15 protein-coding genes are annotated in these 16,822 nt (G+C 41.6%); 13 read left to right on the top strand and 2 right to left on the bottom strand.

All coding sequences use genetic code 11. From position 1 onward, the window contains the following. Nucleotides 1–82: 82 nt before the first annotated feature. From N5852_RS14725 to N5852_RS06465, 7 genes are all read left to right on the top strand, one after another. Nucleotides 83–1,369: a cell wall hydrolase gene (locus N5852_RS14725; RefSeq protein ID WP_410004238.1), complete on the top strand. Its 1,287-nt coding sequence runs from the start codon at nucleotides 83–85 to the stop codon at nucleotides 1,367–1,369. 431 nt (nucleotides 1,370–1,800) lie between these two features. After that, complete coding sequence (locus N5852_RS06490; protein WP_262099588.1) at nucleotides 1,801–2,181, top strand: AtpZ/AtpI family protein; 381 nt, start codon at nucleotides 1,801–1,803, stop codon at nucleotides 2,179–2,181. A 24-nt stretch (nucleotides 2,182–2,205) separates the two neighbouring features. Next, nucleotides 2,206–2,964 carry a F0F1 ATP synthase subunit A gene (locus N5852_RS06485; RefSeq protein WP_262099706.1) on the top strand — a complete coding sequence of 253 codons (759 nt, stop codon included), beginning with the start codon at nucleotides 2,206–2,208 and terminating at the stop codon, nucleotides 2,962–2,964. A gap of 73 nt (nucleotides 2,965–3,037) precedes the next feature. After that, complete coding sequence (locus N5852_RS06480; protein WP_182419182.1) at nucleotides 3,038–3,262, top strand: F0F1 ATP synthase subunit C; 225 nt, start codon at nucleotides 3,038–3,040, stop codon at nucleotides 3,260–3,262. A 122-nt stretch (nucleotides 3,263–3,384) separates the two neighbouring features. Then, the gene (locus tag N5852_RS06475; RefSeq protein WP_262099587.1) at nucleotides 3,385–3,945 is read left to right on the top strand and encodes a F0F1 ATP synthase subunit B; all 561 of its coding nucleotides are present in this window, start codon (nucleotides 3,385–3,387) and stop codon (nucleotides 3,943–3,945) included. 12 nt (nucleotides 3,946–3,957) lie between these two features. Beyond that, nucleotides 3,958–4,437: a F0F1 ATP synthase subunit B gene (locus N5852_RS06470; protein WP_262099586.1), complete on the top strand. Its 480-nt coding sequence runs from the start codon at nucleotides 3,958–3,960 to the stop codon at nucleotides 4,435–4,437. 428 nt (nucleotides 4,438–4,865) lie between these two features. Then, nucleotides 4,866–6,275 carry an FAD-binding oxidoreductase gene (locus N5852_RS06465; RefSeq protein WP_262099585.1) on the top strand — a complete coding sequence of 470 codons (1,410 nt, stop codon included), beginning with the start codon at nucleotides 4,866–4,868 and terminating at the stop codon, nucleotides 6,273–6,275. A 182-nt stretch (nucleotides 6,276–6,457) separates the two neighbouring features. On the opposite strand, the gene N5852_RS06460 is transcribed toward N5852_RS06465, so the two are convergent. Both N5852_RS06460 and N5852_RS06455 read right to left on the bottom strand, forming a co-directional pair. Continuing rightward, nucleotides 6,458–6,853 carry a cobalamin biosynthesis protein gene (locus tag N5852_RS06460; protein WP_262099584.1) on the bottom strand — a complete coding sequence of 132 codons (396 nt, stop codon included), beginning with the start codon at nucleotides 6,851–6,853 and terminating at the stop codon, nucleotides 6,458–6,460. Between the two features lie 161 nt (nucleotides 6,854–7,014). Then, a complete protein-coding gene (locus N5852_RS06455; protein ID WP_182417048.1) occupies nucleotides 7,015–7,452 on the bottom strand; it encodes a tellurite resistance TerB family protein in 438 nt (145 codons plus the stop codon). Between the two features lie 283 nt (nucleotides 7,453–7,735). Between N5852_RS06455 and N5852_RS06450 the strand changes: the two genes are divergently transcribed. The 6 genes from N5852_RS06450 (at nucleotide 7,736) to gatB (ending at nucleotide 16,817) form a co-directional block, all read left to right on the top strand. Next, nucleotides 7,736–8,542, top strand: coding sequence for a TSUP family transporter (locus tag N5852_RS06450; protein ID WP_262078117.1), 807 nt, complete (start codon nucleotides 7,736–7,738; stop codon nucleotides 8,540–8,542). A gap of 114 nt (nucleotides 8,543–8,656) precedes the next feature. Further along, on the top strand, nucleotides 8,657–9,208 hold the full coding sequence (locus N5852_RS06445) for an RBBP9/YdeN family alpha/beta hydrolase (protein WP_182417050.1): 552 nt from the start codon (nucleotides 8,657–8,659) through the stop codon (nucleotides 9,206–9,208). A 628-nt stretch (nucleotides 9,209–9,836) separates the two neighbouring features. After that, nucleotides 9,837–11,114, top strand: coding sequence for a multidrug effflux MFS transporter (locus N5852_RS06440; RefSeq protein WP_262099583.1), 1,278 nt, complete (start codon nucleotides 9,837–9,839; stop codon nucleotides 11,112–11,114). 184 nt (nucleotides 11,115–11,298) lie between these two features. After that, complete coding sequence (recG, locus tag N5852_RS06435) at nucleotides 11,299–13,407, top strand: ATP-dependent DNA helicase RecG (RefSeq protein WP_262099582.1); 2,109 nt, start codon at nucleotides 11,299–11,301, stop codon at nucleotides 13,405–13,407. 244 nt (nucleotides 13,408–13,651) lie between these two features. Next, nucleotides 13,652–14,959, top strand: a complete 1,308-nt coding sequence (locus N5852_RS06430) for a hypothetical protein (RefSeq protein WP_262099581.1) — start codon at nucleotides 13,652–13,654, stop codon at nucleotides 14,957–14,959. Between the two features lie 358 nt (nucleotides 14,960–15,317). Beyond that, complete coding sequence (gene gatB, locus N5852_RS06425) at nucleotides 15,318–16,817, top strand: Asp-tRNA(Asn)/Glu-tRNA(Gln) amidotransferase subunit GatB (protein WP_262099580.1); 1,500 nt, start codon at nucleotides 15,318–15,320, stop codon at nucleotides 16,815–16,817. Nucleotides 16,818–16,822 lie beyond the last annotated feature (5 nt).

Here is a 16,822-nt window from a genome sequence, read left to right as displayed (position 1 = left end):
GTTGCATTCTACCCAAATCACACGGGTGGAACACATGGTGATTCTATTCTTTAATTATTTTTATTGCGCTGGAGTTTAAGCGGTGAGCATTATTCAAAACTTTTTTGGCCGCCAATCGCCTAAGAATCATCAGTTATACCAACTTACTGCCCCTGCCAGCTATCATTTGCCAGAAGGGCGTTATTACGAGGCACCTTTAATGCTGCCTGAAAAACGCTCCCCCACCCGCTATATTTTTCCGCTCATACTTGGCGCTGGAATTTCTATTGTCGGCATGTCAACGCTACAAAGGCAGATGACCACTCCACTTATTGCAGCCAATACGACACTTCTCGTAAGTTCTGCGACAGTTGCAGCGAATAAAAAGTCTGATCGTATTTTACAAAATGATACAGTTGCTACATTGGAAGCAAGTCGCCAACGGTTTAATGAAAAAGTAAAGCTGAGTGAGGGACTAGCAAATAGTTTATTATTGGAGCCAAAACTTGATGGTGATTTGGTAAGCTCCGTTTCCAATGAACAACGCATAAATACTCATGCCAAGCAAGCTTTCATGCCACGCAAATCAGGGGATTTGCGTCTTGTACTAGCAGGCACACAAATAGATCGCTCGATAAAATTGCCTGCAATGTCCCAATTGGAGCAAAAACATATAGCGCGCCTTGTTCCACCTGAGAAAGCTAAGGGCCAATTCCAAATTGCATTAGGAATCATTCCGGTACCAAAACGCAAGGAACTCCCAAAACTTCCAGTGCCAGAAATGTTGGCATCTTTAGTTACCAATGATAAGCCAGACATTCTCGCTCTTGGCTATGCACCAAGCAATGCAGGGACAGCTAAGGAATCGCCATTTGATTCTATTTTGACCGATGCGGATAAAACTGCTGGACGCTTTATCCCACCTATTGGTCCAAAGGACCATGCATGGGCAGCAACTCCATTGCCTGCATCTTCATTTACGGCAAAAGAACAAAAATGCCTTGCTGAGGCAATTTATTTTGAAGCACGTGGCGAAACAATTAAAGGTCAGGCTGCAGTAGCTCAGGTCGTTCTAAACCGTGTCAGAAATCCTTCTTATCCTAATACAATATGTGGTGTTGTCTATCAAAATGTAAACTGGCGCAATCGCTGCCAATTTTCTTTTGCCTGCGATGGTAAAAAGCATCTTGTCACCGAAAAACGTCATTGGCGCATCGCCCAAGATATTGCTAAGGCAGTTTCAGCAGGCCAAATTTGGTTGCCAGATGTTGGTTCTTCCACTCATTACCATGCCTCCTATGTACGCCCTAATTGGGCAAGCTCAATGTATAAGATGGAAAAAATTGGCCTTCATATTTTTTACCGTACCAAAAATGGCGGCTGGGGCTAATAATTAGCGCTCATTAGCACTTATTACGCAAAATATTTTAGGATAAAATCCAATCATAGATAACAAAAGATACCAAACTAAATTTTGGTGTCTTTTACTATTTTATCATGCAATAGAATCATTAAATACCCTGCTAAAATAAGCATTAACGCCAAGGCCCAGCGACTGAGTCTTTCATTTTCAGGCGCAAAAATTCTTCAATAGACTTGATCTTTGAAAGAAGAAATTTAAATTTTTGGCAAAATTATGGACACAATTTGCTTTTAGCAAAACCATTTACTGTGATTTTAAGATCTAACAGCCAAAAAACTAGGACTTTCTCTGTGTTAGGGCTATTTTCAAGTCTTGACGAATTGCTCCAGTAACAATATGTTGCGCGCAACCTAAAAGGTTAAAGTTAGTACGTTGCCACTCATTAATAGGGGACATTTATGGCCAAAGGGAATCAGCCTGACAAGCCAAACAGTGACGCCATTGATGAGCATCAACACTCTGATATGATGGATTTGGATGAGCGCAAACATCGCCTAGAACAGGCTTTGATCCAAAAAGGAGCGTTTAAACAACCAGAACCAGAGAAAACACCACCGAATACAAGCTATGCGATAAAACTTTCTAGTGAGTTTTTAGCAGCCATTGTTGTCGGCGTTGTTTTAGGTCTTGGCTTTGATCAATTAATTGGTACAAATCCTTGGGGATTAATTGTTTTTCTCTTTCTAGGATTTGCTGCTGGCGTTATGAATGTATTACGTTCTGTTGGTATGATGGATGAAAACTCTATCGGCAAGCAGAATAAAGATAAAGATAATTAAGCCGCAAGGCTGATTTGACTGCTCATTAAGGAGGCAACGTTGGATCCTATTCATCAGTTTCAAATAATAGATCTGATCCATATTAATATCGGTAGTTGGAATTTATCATTTACCAATGTATCCCTTTTTATGGTTATAACTATTGTCGCCTCAGCAGCATTTTTGCTTTTGACCTCATCAAGTCGTGGCCTTGTGCCAACACGCGGTCAATCAGTTTCAGAAATGGCTTATGAATTTGTTGCAAATACCCTGCGCGAATCTGCTGGAACACAAGGCATGCGGTTTTTCCCACTTGTATTTTCCTTGTTTATGTTCGTGTTAATTGCCAATTTCATTGGTCTTTTCCCTTACTTCTACACCGTTACAACACAAATTATGATCACCTTTGGCTTAGCTATGTTGGTTATATTGACCGTCGTATTTTATGGCGTGTTTAAGCATGGCTTTGGATTTTTCAAACTCTTCGTCCCTAAGGGCGTGCCAGCGATCATTGTGCCAATCGTTACAGTTATTGAAGTTATTTCATTTTTATCTCGTCCCATCAGCCTTTCAGTTCGTTTGTTCGCCAATATGTTGGCAGGACACATTACATTGAAAGTGTTTGCAGGTTTTTGCGTTGGCTTAGCTGCAATGGGGCCAATTGGTTTTGGCGGCGCCATCTTGCCTTTGGTAATGAATGTCGCTATTACAGCACTTGAATTTTTGGTTGCATTCTTGCAAGCATATGTGTTCACAGTATTGACCTGTATGTATCTCAATGATGCAGTGCATCCTGGTCACTAACCAACCGGCGGTCCACCGCCACATTCCAATATGCGCATAAACCACATACGCGCTTTATTCAAAGGAGAATTTTATGGAAGCGGAAGCAGCAAAATACATCGGCGCCGGTCTAGCCTGTTTTGGTATGGCAGGAACAGCTCTTGGTCTTGGCAACATCTTCGGTAGCTACCTTTCAGGTGCATTGCGCAACCCATCAGCTGCTGACAGCCAGTTCGGCCGCCTTGTATTTGGTTTTGCTGTGACAGAAGCTTTGGGCATTTTCTCATTGCTCGTTGCTCTTATTCTTCTGTTCGCATAATCACACTTTTAAAGATGTGCCCTTTAATTTGGGCACATCTTTTAAGCTATAGTTCCAGATTGTATCAGATTACACTTCGATAAGCCGATTAAGGTTTATTGCTTCTATGAAGGATGAATTGGATGTTCGTGTCCTCAGCTTTTGCACAAGGCGTTGAATCCACCGCAGAGCATGCCTCAGCTGGGCATGGTGGCAGCAGTTTCCCTCCCTTTGATTCGACCTATTTTGCATCCCATCTTTTTTGGTTGATCATTTGTTTTGGTCTTTTTTATATTTTTATTGCAAGAGTTGCTGTTCCACGCATCGGTTCTGTCATTGAAAATAGACGCGATCGTATTGCATCTGATTTAGATCAAGCAGCCCGTATGAAACAAGAAGCAGATGCTGCTGTTAGCGCCTATGAAAAAGAACTTTCAGAGGCACGCGCAAGAGGCCTTGTTATTGCACAAGCTGCTAATGATGAAGCAAAAGCTAAGGCTGAACGGGAACGTAAAACCGTAGAAGCTGAATTAGAAGAAAAATTAGCTGCAGCAGAAAAGCGCATTGGTGATATTAAAGACCGTGCAATGCAAGATGTTGGCCAAATAGCAGCCGATACCGCGCAGCAAATTGTTCAAGATTTTATTGGCAGCGAAGCAACTGCTGATTCTTTATCTAAAGCCGTTAAATCCGTAAGCGAATAATAGGAGAACATAATGACCGATACTTTTTGGGCCCTTATTGCGCTTATACTTTTTTTGGCCATTCTAGCCTATTTAAAAGTTCCTAGTTGGATTGGCAAAGCGTTGGATGCACGTTCGGAACGCATTTCTTCTGAATTGGAAGATGCCCGCCGCCTACGTGAAGACGCTCAGCAGCTTTTAGCAGAATATCAGCGCAAGCGTTCTGAAGCGGAAAAGGAAGCCGCAGACATTATTGCAGTTGCGCAACGCGAAGCAGTAGCATTAACTGAAGATGCACGTCGCAAGACCGAAGAATATGTAGAGCGCCGCAATCGTTTGGCCGAGCAAAAAATTTCTCTTGCTGAAGCCGATGCAATTGCTGCAGTACGTTCAAAAGCAGTTGACATTGCAATCGCAGCTGCTGGAAAAATAATTAGCGAAGAATTAGATAGCAATAAATCAGATAAATTGTTTCATAATTCGCTTGAGCAGGTAAAAACAAAACTTAATTAAGTTTGTTTTTCTCAAATAATAAGCCGCCCACTGGGCGGCTTTTTTGCTTTTATAAACACTATTTTATGCCCCCTTACTAAAAATACCATCTATACCAAGCCATAAGCTTAAAGCACTAATGATAATAAAAACGGTTAGATATAGAGAAAAGTTGGCTAAGCCTATTAACAAGCCGAAACTACTTGGCTGTTCACTTGCCTCTTCACTTGGCAAATAATTTTAATGGGTGTTTTTAACTTTTCACCTTGTTTGTATAAAAGCTGAAAGCCCGTCGAGGATCAAAAACTTGGTGCGGTGAGAGTAAAAATCTTTTTAAGAAATTTTAATTACTGTTAAAGTCAACGCTTTTCATATAACTTTATCATAACTACTTTAAACGCTGGCAGCTGTGCCAATATTAGCAACTTTTTTGATTCAAGAGGTAAAACATGACACCAGATTTAATCGAGCGCTTTGTTGCTATTGTGGGCATAAATAATGCAATTACGGATCCTGATATTTTAAGCTCTTATTTGATTGAGCAGCGTGGGCTTTATCACGGCAAGACGCCGCTTGTATTACGCCCGCAATCTACTCAAGAAGTCTCAGAAATAATGCAGCTTGCCAATGAAACAAAAACCGCCATTGTTCCGCAAGGAGGCAATACTGGTCTCGTCGGCGCCCAACAGCCTGATACAAGTGGCAACCAAATCATTATTTCACTTGCGCGGCTCAATAAAATTCGCTCTATAGATGTACAGGGTAATCTTATATTGGCCGAAGCCGGCGTTATTTTAAAGAATGTGCAGGACGCTGCCAATGAGGCCAATCGCCTTTTTCCGCTTTCACTCGGGTCAGAAGGTTCTTGTCAAATTGGCGGCAACCTATCATCTAATGCTGGTGGTACTGCTGTATTATCCTATGGCAATAGCCGCGAATTATGTCTTGGCCTTGAAGTTGTATTGCCAGATGGCCGCATTTTAGATGATTTACGCCAAGTAAAAAAAGATAATAGCGGTTATGATTTAAAAGACCTTTTCATTGGTGCAGAAGGTACGCTTGGTATTATTACAGCGGCAGTGCTAAAATTATACCCAAAGCCTAGAGGCAAAGCCGTTGCTTATGTTGGTGTAAAATCACCTTTTGAAGCACTTCAACTTTTTACTATAGCCCATGATAAGGCTGGTACTATGCTGACTGGATTTGAGCTTATGCCGCGCATAGGACTAGAATTTACGGTCGATTACAATGCTAAAAGTCGCGATCCATTCTCTGCCCCCTACCCTTGGTATGTGTTGATTGATATTTCCTCTCCTCATTCAGATGCTGAAGCACGCCAATTCATTGAAGATATTTTGAGCGAGACCTTAGAAAAAAATATAATTCTAGATGCGGTTATCGCCTCTAATAAAACACAAGAAAACGAATTTTGGACAATGCGTGAAGAAATGTCGCCAGCACAGAAGAAACAAGGCGGCTCTATTAAGCATGATATTTCAGTGCCTGTAGCTGCGATTCCTGATTTTATTGCTGAAGCAGGCGAATTGGTTGAAACTCTCATTCCTTCGGCCCGCATTGTCTGCTTTGGTCATATGGGCGATGGCAATCTTCATTATAATATCACCCAACCAATTAACATGGATCGCCAAGAATTTTTGAACAAATGGGCTGATGTTAATCATCATGTACATACACTTGTCATGCGCTATGGCGGCGCATTTTCTGCAGAACACGGTATTGGGCAACTCAAAAGAGAAGAACTTGTCGCCTTTAAATCCCCAGTCGCTATCGATTTAATGAGAAAAATAAAATTAGCCTTTGATCCAAATAGTATTATGAATCCGCGAAAAATGCTTTAATCCAATCCAAACGGCGTTAAGAATTTTCTAAGGAAACATGATGAATGGGCTAGGCAGTATACGTTTTAGTCCTTCATCACATCACGTGCGAAATTAGCATTTACGGCAAAAGCAATACACTGATTTAATCAAAGGGTTAAGTTTAATAATTGACCTTATCAAGACGTTCAGTGGTGCAATTATCAAAAATTTTCACACGCAATGGCATAGGTGAAACCACAACAAACCGTTTTAGGAACAATCAATTTAGCATTGCCATCAAAGGCGGCAAGCGCTAAAGCCTCAGCAATACCATAATAGCCGGTTTCTTGAAAAACCTTCATGGAAGGTTTTTCAATATGTGGTTGATGTTTTTGTAAAGAACTGATTGGTAAAAGAAAAATTGGCACCGCAAAATAGCTTTCAAGATAAGGTAACCATACAGAATGGCGAAACTTGTCTAATGTTGCAATAAAAGAGAATTGAATTTCAAGTCCATCCAATGCTTGTTGTAATTCTTTTACCGCATCAATATTATTAGCCTTGGACGAGGCGCCAACAGCTAAGCAATATTTTTTTTTAATTATATCACACATCATTATGTCATAAGGCTTTATAGTGAAACAATGAAGCTAATATTAGAGCGTTTTCACGAAAAGTGTGAAGCGGTTTTCGGACAAAAAACGCGGTTTAAACAATGGATTAGAGCGCCGATCTGATCCAATCAGATCGAAATGCGCTCTAGCTGGTGATTTCTACCCTAATTACTTTTCCAAATTTCATCCACCTCTTGGGGGCTAATACCCAGTATCGCGCTAACGCGTTCAATAAAGGCAACTTCATTTTCATCAATATAATTATCGGCTGAGGCAACCGCCATCAAATTACGCACCAATGATATGCGTCGTTCAGGTGCTAAATCACTAAACAATGCTGCGGCTTGGGCGGTGGTTGTTTCATATCCATAATCGCCCAAATAGCGGATTACATCAGGCAGTGCATCGGCAGGAATATCAAATTGTTGCTGTGCAATTTGCGCAAAAACTTCTGTTTCTGCGTGGCCGCGTTCACCATCGGCAAAAATAATCTTGATCAGCAGGAGAAGCTCAGCTGCAATAGCTGGATCGCCTGCAACTTTACTTACCACACTATTTCGAGTGAAGTAATTAGCAATTTTATGAAAGAAACCTTCGCTCATCAAGCGCTCCGATGTAAATAGCTATTTTGCAGTTAACAAACCATAGCTGATTAATGACTGTTATTTAATTGGGTAACCCATTTATAAACATATATTTTTTGAAAAAGTTCAATCAGTTTTAAAAAATATTTTTTTCCGTAAATAATTAGCCGTATAGTTTGCTCCATCACATTAAAATGACCATCGCAATTTTGAAATTGCAGAGCATCATCAAATAGTGCAAAACGGTTGAAGGTTTCAATCATGAGAAGAATGTTGAAATCATACTATATAAGGGAACGATATGATTGATTTTCTTCTTGATCCAACAACATTAATGTTGATCGCAGCCGCTCTCATTGCTGGTATTATTGATTCCATTGCTGGCGGCGGCGGGCTAATTACTGTACCTGCCCTTTATCTAGGGCTTGGCGGCTCACCGGTTGCAGCGCTTGGTACCAATAAATTGCAATCACTCTTTGGCTCACTATCCGCAACCATTGCTTATGCGCGTGCTGGCCATGTTGACCTTAAAAGCCAAGGGTGGGAGGCATTATTAGCATTTGCTGGCGGACTACTAGGTGCATTGCTCGCAACCAAGCTTCCCAAAGAAGTCTTAACTGCCTTTTTACCGATTTTACTGGTAAGCGTCGCGCTTTATTTTGCATTAAAACCCAATATAGGCGATGTTGATCGCACGCGGCGCATGGGGCAATTTTTATTTACCATGACAATACCGCCTTTAATCGGCTTTTATGATGGCGTTTTTGGCCCGGGCACCGGTTCTTTTTTCATGCTGGCTTTTGTATCTCTTGCTGGTTTTGGTATGCTAAAAGCAACTGCCCATACAAAGCTGCTTAATTTTTCATCTAATATTGGTGGTTTTGCAGCTTTTGCCGCAGTTGGTGTCGTTAATTGGAAAATTGGCCTTGTCATGGGAGTGGCCCAATTTATCGGCGCGCAAATTGGCGCAAGGCTAACCATGAAAATCGGCACCAAACTTATAAAACCACTTCTTGTTATCATATGTACAATATTAGCAATAAAATTAATGCTAGAGCCAGATAATCCTCTTAATCACTTCATCCGCAGTGTTTTTAATCCATCATAAAAGGACCATTAGGGTTAAATTTCTTTTATTTAGCAACTATATAGCTATATATTAACAAAACTCAGTTTGATTATTTGATAAAGGATGTTGCAAAAACGGGCAACAAAATAAAATATGAAAGCAAATCAATTAGATATATTAATGGTACCTGGATACCAAGGGTCTGATGAAAACCATTGGCAATCACGCTGGGAGCGCAAATTAACGACTGCGCGTCGGGTGGAGCAAGATGCATGGTCAAAACCAGTGCGCAGCGAATGGATTGCGCGGCTTCGCGAAGAAGTTGAAAAATCTGAACGTCCCGTTTTGCTTGTTGGTCATTCTTTGGGCGTTGCAACCATTGTGCAAGCAGTACCTTTACTTGGCAAACGCGTAAAAGGCGCTTTTCTAGTTGCTGCTCCCGATGTTGCCAACCCCAATATACGGCCTAAGCATTTAATGACTTTCGGACCCTACCCTACCGAAAAGCTGCCCTTTCCATCAGTTCTAATTGCCAGCCGGAATGATGAATATTGCGAGTTTTCTGTGGCTGAAAAGCTGGGGGAAGATTGGGGTTCGCTATTTTTAGATGCTGGCGAAGCAGGTCACATTAACACCAAATCCGGTCACGGCCCTTGGCCAGAGGGCCTTATGGTATTTACGCAATTTATAGGTAATTTATCTTAAGGGACAAATTGCATTTATAAGGCTCATTTTAGCAATTATGGGCCTTATTTTCCCAAAAACATATAATGATTTAATGCAAGTGATCGTTTAAGGCTAAAAACCTTTTAAAACAAAATATTATGCAAAAAATTTGTATAATATCACATTTTCAACCTATAGCTTTAAATCGATTTATATTTTTACCAAACTCAGATTTTAGAATTGCTTTGCAATTCCTTTCAACTTATAGATAATACTATAACCAGTTTTCAGGCTTTAAATGGCTAGGCAAATTTTGGGTCGCAATTTTTGGGGCAATGCGCCCGTAAGATTACAAAAGCAAAATGCTCAGTAAATGTTTATATTAAAAAACAGCGCAATAGGGTCAGCACCTAAATGTTGATATGCTGTGTTTAAATATGTCTATGTGCTCATTTAACCTGACTTTTTGATTTTATTTGTTTTTCTATAATTCTTCATTTTTTTTTGATATGCCAATAAATTAAAGTCAGGTGCCACAAATAATATGGATTTATACCCAATAAAGTGCGTTTAAATAACCAGCCTAAGCCATTGATAAATATTTAAAAATAAACCGACCATATGCCGAATAAATACGGCCCATTATTGAAAGACTAAAGACAAAACTATGACCCAAGATATGGCACAAGAACAGCATATCGCAGCAATAAAGCAACGTGTTGGCGTTAAAGAATTTATTATTCTTATTGCCGCTCTCATGGCGACCAACGCCGTTGCCATTGACATTATGTTGCCCGCTTTTGACGACATTAAAGCAAGCCTTGGAGTACTTGGCGAAAATGCGCATCATTATATTATTTTTTGCTATTTGCTCGGCTTTGGTATTACGCAATTATTTGTCGGCCCACTATCGGACCGTTTAGGCAGACGTGTGCCGTTAATTATTGGCCTGATATTTTATGCAATAGCATCTTTTGCCTGTGCATTTGCGCCATCTTTTATCGGCCTTTTAATTTTGCGCGCCATACAAGGCATTGGTGCTGCAGCAACGCGCGTGCTTTGCGTTTCAGTCGTTCGCGATCTTTATGGCGGCCGCCAAATGGCAGAAGTCATGTCCATTGTGATGATGGTTTTCATGGTTGTGCCAATTATTGCCCCAGCAACAGGGCAAGGTATTCTCATGCTTGGCCCATGGCAGCTTATTTTCTTTGTCATGGCGGCAGTCGGTATTATTATGGCGATATGGGTTTGGAAGCGTTTACCAGAAACGCTTTTTGCTCCACGCCCATTAACATTTTCCGCCATTACTCAAGGCTTTAAAACTGTTTTATCTAATAAGATTTCATTTTGCTATAATTTGGCTTTTTCGGTTATTTTAAGTGCGCTTTTTGGCGCACTTAACACTGCCCAACAAATTTATGACGGAATTTACGGTTTAGGCAAATGGTTTCCAGCCGCATTTGCCGCCGTCGCTGCTTTCCAAGCATTGGCTGCATTTTTAAATTCGCGCTTTGTTGGCCGCTTTGGCATGCGCCGTATTTCACATTTTCTACTTTTAGCTTTTGTGGCAGCCTCATTTGTGTTATTTTTATGGGCATGGCTAACGCCAACCCATGTGCCCTTTATTCCCTATATGCTGTTATTTACCATCATTATGTTTGCATTTGGCGCAATTGGCGCCAATTTCAACTCATTGGCAATGGAACCTTTAGGGGCAGTTGCCGGTACAGCATCATCAGTTTTTGGCTTTATGCAAACGCTTATTGGTGCTGGCGGTGGTTTACTTATCAGCCATTTTTTCCACGGCACAATCACCCCAATTGCCGCAGGCTTTTTCATTGTTGGCATTTTAGCATTAATACTCGTTCTTATTGCTGAAGATGGTAAATTATTTAGAACAGTAAGTGCAGATCCCAGCAAAGCGAAAATGAAAACTATTAAATAGCGGATATTAAACGAAACAAAATGCCCTTAACGGGGCATTTTCTATATTGATAATGGATTTTTGGCGTTTTATATTTTACCAAATACATTCAATAATAGCTTTTTTGATTTATTGTTAAAGTCAACTAAAACACCAATTGAAAACAAATGAAATCTAATTAATTTACACTCTTCAGGCTGGCTAAATGCGTCCATCAATTACTGATCCATTTTTTGTTTCCATTCGCAGCCTTGCTGGTGTTGGCCCCAAGATTTGTGCCTTAATAAGCAAATTGCTCGACCTTAGCCATGATATTGGCGAACCACGTTTGGTGGATATTCTTCATTTAATGCCGACATCAATAATTGACCGCCGCAATCGACCTTTCATTACTGGCGCCAAACAGGATGAAATTGTAACCTTGGAGCTGGTGGTTGATACCCATTACCCGCCTGAAGCAAATAGAAAGAATATTCCCTATCGCGTTTATTGCCATGATGATAGCAGCGATATAGCCTTAGTGTTTTTCCGTGGGCAAAAAGCTTGGCTTGAAAACCTACTGCCAGTGGGATCGAAAGTTCTTGTTTCTGGTAAGGTGGAGCATTTTAATGGCCGCGCTCAAATGGTGCACCCGGACCATATTATTAGCGCTGATGAAGAAGAAAAGCTGCTACTGGTAGAACCCGTTTATCCGCTAACGGCTGGCCTTTCACCTAAAACCTTATCTCGCGCCATTATAGACGCCTTAACCCACATCCCTAACCTACCCGAATGGCAGGACGAACACCTTATAAAACGCGAAAGCTTCCCAAGCTATCAAAATGCTTTAAGCCAAGTCCACACGCCTAAAACACCTGAAGATATTGCGCTTTTAAGCCCAGCGCGCCGCAGGCTTGCCTATGATGAATTTTTAGCAGGACAATTGGCGCTTGGCTTGGTGCGAGCAAAAACCAAACGTCTTTCCGGCACCCCACTTTTAACCACTGGCAAATATATCAATGCATTAAAATCTTACCTACCCTTTGAACTGACCCAAGGGCAAAAAATAGCCATTGAAGAAATATCAAAGGACCTTGCTTCTTCTGAGCGCATGCTGCGGCTGTTACAAGGCGATGTCGGATCAGGTAAAACCATCGTTGCCCTTTATGCTATGTTACAGGCGGCAGAAAATAATGGCCAATCAGCTTTAATGACACCAACAGAGGTATTGGCGCGCCAACATTATGCAACCATTGCACCTTTAATTGCTAATATTGGCCTTAAAGCAGTTTTATTAACAGGGCGTGAAAAAGGCAAAGAACGGCAAGCCATTTTGGACGATATTGCCAGTGGTGAAGCAGCAATTATCATCGGTACCCACGCGCTTATTCAAGAAAAAGTCGATTATCATAATCTTGTCCTTGCAATTATTGATGAGCAGCACCGCTTTGGTGTCCATCAACGCTTGCAACTTACAGCTAAGGGTCAAGCCCCTGATATGCTGGTGATGACCGCAACCCCCATTCCACGCACCTTGGTGTTAACAGCTTTTGGCGATATGGATGTGTCAAAGCTGCGTGAAAAGCCAAAAGGGCGTAAACCAATACAAACCGCCACATTGCCATTAGAACGGCTTGATAAATTATTGGAGCGGGTTGATGCAGCATTAAAAAAAGGCGACAAAATCTATTGGATTTGTCCCTTGGTTGAAGAATCAGAAGTGCTGGAACTCACCTCGGCGACTGATCGCTTTTTGAATTTGCAAAAATATTTTGGTGACAAAATTGGCCTAGTCCACGGCAAAATGGCTAATGCTGAAAAAGATGAAGCCATGGCCAAATTTAAAACTGGCGACATTCGCTTGCTAGTTGCCACTACTGTTGTTGAAGTTGGTGTCGATGTTCCCGATGCTTCAATTATAATTATTGAACATGCTGAACGCTTCGGGCTTGCGCAATTGCACCAATTGCGCGGACGTGTTGGGCGCGGGAACAAGGAATCATCGTGCATTTTGCTTTATAAATCGCCATTATCGCTGACTGCAACTGCAAGGCTTAATGTTATGCGTGAAACGGAAGACGGTTTTCGTATTGCTGAAGAAGATTTAAGATTGCGCGGTGAAGGTGAATTGCTGGGAACCAAACAATCAGGTCTTCCCGGTTTTGAGTTAGCCAATCTAGAAAGCCATGCTGATTTATTGGAAATGGCGCGCCAAGATGCGCGTCTTATACTTGAAAAAGACCAAGACCTTACCTCGCCAAGAGGACAAGCCTTACGGCTTTTGCTCTATTTATTTAGGCGTGATGATGCAATACGCCTGTTACGCGCAGGGTAAAATTGGCAATTTGACTAAAATTACTGCCGTTGATTGACAAAAAACTGTGTATGACCTTTGTTTTGGCAAAAATTCATATTCTGTTAAAAATTGCTATGACAAACTAATTCAAATCGTCATTGCTAATTATGGTAATGTTGAGCATTTTTAATAATTGGCTAACCAAGCATTAGATATTTTATTTCATAAATATTTAAAATTGCTATGCTGATTAAACTTTTAAACTCGATGACAGGATAGCATAGTGATATTTCGCTTTTTTACCAAGGCTACAGGCAAATTCAACAAGTCCGCTTTAACGGCGTTTTTGTTAGCATCCGCATCACTATCCATAACAGCATGTGGTTTTTCAAATCCCATGAGTGGTTTATCGCAAGGCATTGCACCTAAAAGCAATACTGCCAATATAGCACCTAGTGCGGCAATTGCGCAAAACCGCCCGACACCATCCGTTGAGACAACAGCCAGCGTTACAGCCTATCGCCCAACCAATCCGGCCAGCAACAGCTGGGCAGTCGCCCATGCCGCTTACAGCAAAAAGGCGGAAAAATATTGGGATGATGTTTCAGCAAAGCGTAAACAGCGCAATGAAAAACGCCGTAATGGCCAAGCCATCACCCAAAATGATTATGTTTTAAATCAGCCTCCAGTCTATGATGGTCCACCAAAACCCGCAATGCCTGGGCAAATAGCACCAGCAAAACCAAGTGCAAGAATTCCAGGTACTGGTGATTTTCTAGCTGCGGCTAAATCTGTCTATGGTTTTACCCCCGACCGCCCGCGCAATGAAGAAGAATTCATGCGCGCTTATGCCAATGCAGCTTCGCAAGCTGGCCTAACACGCTACCAACTGGTTGCGCTTTATGCTTTTGAAACAGGTGGCGATGGTACTCATGACTTGCAAGCCGGCATGCTAAAAAGCAATGCTAATGCGCGACCAATTTCCACCGCTATTGGTTATAATCAGCTCGTTGCAACCGCAAGTGTTAGCGTCATGCATGAGTTTGGCCCTGAAATCGTGCGCGAACTTAAAGCCCAAGCGCAAAGGGCACAAGGGGCAAATCGCCAACGCTTATTGCGTAAAGCAGATGTTGTTAGCGCAATGACTGCAAGGGCGCGCACCGTACCCCATCAATGGACTGCGCAGGCAGAGCTTGCCAAAACGCCAGCCGGCCTTGGTATTCATGCTATGACATTAGACAAAGATGTTGGGCCGCTACTGCAAACCCATAAATTACGCACATCGATGCATTTTCTTCATGCCAAAGGCGTAACGCGCCAATTAACCGGCGCAGAACTTGAAATGCTTAACCTTACTGGTGATGGCAATGGCTATGACATGATTAGCATGCCGCAAGAATTGCGTGAAATTGTGCCAACTGCGAATTTTTTCTTGCGTAAAGGTTATGAGCGAAATCCCGTTGCCAAGCGCAATAATACCGTTGCTAAATTATTAGCAGCAACTGAAGAAAAAATGCGCATCAATATGCAAAAAGAAGGCGCACAGGCGATGCATCGCGCATTTCAATCTTCTGAAATAGCGCGCAACTAAGTTTTGATATTTTGCAAAATTAAACAGTTTAAGGATGTTGAGTACAGCATCCTTAAACGGCAATAGGCTGCTTTTTAAGTGGTGTAGTTACCGATCAATGCTTAACTAAGATAACAAAAAACGTCAGCTAGCTTGATTTCATCTCAATATTTTAAAAAAGTAAAATTGTAAGATCATTGGGCAAAACCTCATCTAACGTGATTTATATTCTCCATTGTTTTTTAAAATTACTGCAAAACTAATCAAAAACTTGCGGAACACTATGTTAAACCAATGCTTCCTCTTGCCTTTTTTGCTCATTTGCAGTAGCCAATATCTTCAGAATTTCTTTGAATTGATTTGAATATATGGATTGGCAATGACCATCATTGATAATAGAATTCCAGAACCAAAACGTTTCATCTCTGGTGCCACTGGTGACTGGGAAGTCATTATTGGTTTGGAAGTACATGCCCAAGTAACCTCAAACTCGAAATTATTTTCGGGCGCTTCAACTTCTTTTGGCGCTGAGCCCAATGCAAATGTTTCATTGGTTGACGCAGCAATGCCGGGAATGTTGCCAGTTATTAATATTGAGTGTGTAAAACAAGCCATTCGTACTGGCCTTGGCCTAAAGGCGCAGATTAATCTAAAATCGGTTTTTGATCGTAAAAACTATTTTTACCCAGATTTGCCGCAAGGTTACCAAATTTCGCAATTCAAACAACCTATCGTTGGCGAAGGTGCAATTATCATTTCAGTTGGCCCTGATAATAAGGGACAATTTGAAGATATTGAAATTGGTATTGAACGCCTGCATCTTGAGCAAGATGCAGGTAAATCAATCCATGATCACCATCCAACCATGTCTTGTATTGACCTTAACCGTTCTGGCGTTGCTTTGATGGAAATTGTGTCAAAACCGGATATGCGCTCAGCTGATGAAGCCAAGGCCTATGTCACCAAATTGCGCACTATTGTTCGCTATTTAGGTACTTGCGATGGCAATATGGATGAAGGCTCCATGCGCGCCGATGTTAACGTCTCGGTTCGTCGCCCAGGCGGTGAATTTGGCACACGCTGCGAGATTAAAAATGTTAATTCCATTCGCTTCGTTGGCCAAGCCATTGATTATGAAGCAAGACGCCAAATCGCAATTTTGGAAGATGGCGGTACAATTGACCAAGAAACACGGCTTTTTGATGCAGCAAAGGGCGAAACACGCGCCATGCGCTCTAAAGAAGAAGCGCATGATTATCGTTATTTCCCAGATCCTGATCTCTTGCCGCTAGAATTTAGCCAAGAATTGGTCGACCAACTAGCCGCAGACTTGCCTGAGCTACCTGACGATAAAAAAGACCGTCTTATTTCCTCTCTTGGTCTTTCAGCCTATGATGCATCAATCCTCATTACTGAAAAAGCCATTGCTGATTATTTTGAGGAAGTAGCAAAAGGCCGTGATGGCAAACTTGCAGCAAACTGGGTGATTAACGACTTGCTTGGTGCTTTAAATAAAGCTGGTCTTTCAATTGAAGAAACGCCTGTTAGCCCGTTACAGCTCGGCACTATCATTGAGCTTATTGTTGAAGGCACTATTTCAGGTAAAATTGCCAAAGATCTTTTTGAAATTATTTGGACTGAGGGCGGTGATCCGCGTGAAGTTGTTGAAAGCCGCGGGTTAAAGCAGGTAACTGATACCGGCGCCATTGAAAAGGCGGTTGATGATGTTATTGCCGCAAATCCAGACAAAGTGGAGCAAGCAAAGGCAAAACCAACACTTGCTGGCTGGTTTGTTGGGCAAGTGATGAAGTCAACAGGTGGCAAGGCAAATCCGCAAGCAGTTAATGACATTGTTAAGGCTAAACTAGGGTTGGAATAAATATT

The organism is Bartonella sp. HY328 (assembly GCF_025449335.1).
In the GTDB taxonomy this organism is placed as follows: Bacteria; Pseudomonadota; Alphaproteobacteria; order Rhizobiales; family Rhizobiaceae; genus HY038.
Note: the sequence above shows the minus strand (reverse complement) of the source record. Positions and strands in the feature narration are given on the sequence as shown.

Bases quoted from the DNA above. Each gene is read 5' to 3' on its own strand.
- N5852_RS06490 (WP_262099588.1), top strand. From the start codon at position 1,801: ATGGCCAAAGGGAATCAGCCTGACAAGCCAAACAGTGACGCCATTGAT.
- N5852_RS06480 (WP_182419182.1), top strand. From the start codon at position 3,038: ATGGAAGCGGAAGCAGCAAAATACATCGGCGCCGGTCTAGCCTGTTTT.
- N5852_RS06475 (WP_262099587.1), top strand. From the start codon at position 3,385: ATGTTCGTGTCCTCAGCTTTTGCACAAGGCGTTGAATCCACCGCAGAG.
- N5852_RS06470 (WP_262099586.1), top strand. From the start codon at position 3,958: ATGACCGATACTTTTTGGGCCCTTATTGCGCTTATACTTTTTTTGGCC.
- N5852_RS06465 (WP_262099585.1), top strand. From the start codon at position 4,866: ATGACACCAGATTTAATCGAGCGCTTTGTTGCTATTGTGGGCATAAAT.
- N5852_RS06460 (WP_262099584.1), bottom strand. From the start codon at position 6,853: ATGATGTGTGATATAATTAAAAAAAAATATTGCTTAGCTGTTGGCGCC.
- N5852_RS06455 (WP_182417048.1), bottom strand. From the start codon at position 7,452: ATGAGCGAAGGTTTCTTTCATAAAATTGCTAATTACTTCACTCGAAAT.
- N5852_RS06450 (WP_262078117.1), top strand. From the start codon at position 7,736: ATGATTGATTTTCTTCTTGATCCAACAACATTAATGTTGATCGCAGCC.
- N5852_RS06445 (WP_182417050.1), top strand. From the start codon at position 8,657: ATGAAAGCAAATCAATTAGATATATTAATGGTACCTGGATACCAAGGG.
- N5852_RS06440 (WP_262099583.1), top strand. From the start codon at position 9,837: ATGACCCAAGATATGGCACAAGAACAGCATATCGCAGCAATAAAGCAA.
- recG (WP_262099582.1), top strand. From the start codon at position 11,299: ATGCGTCCATCAATTACTGATCCATTTTTTGTTTCCATTCGCAGCCTT.
- gatB (WP_262099580.1), top strand. From the start codon at position 15,318: ATGACCATCATTGATAATAGAATTCCAGAACCAAAACGTTTCATCTCT.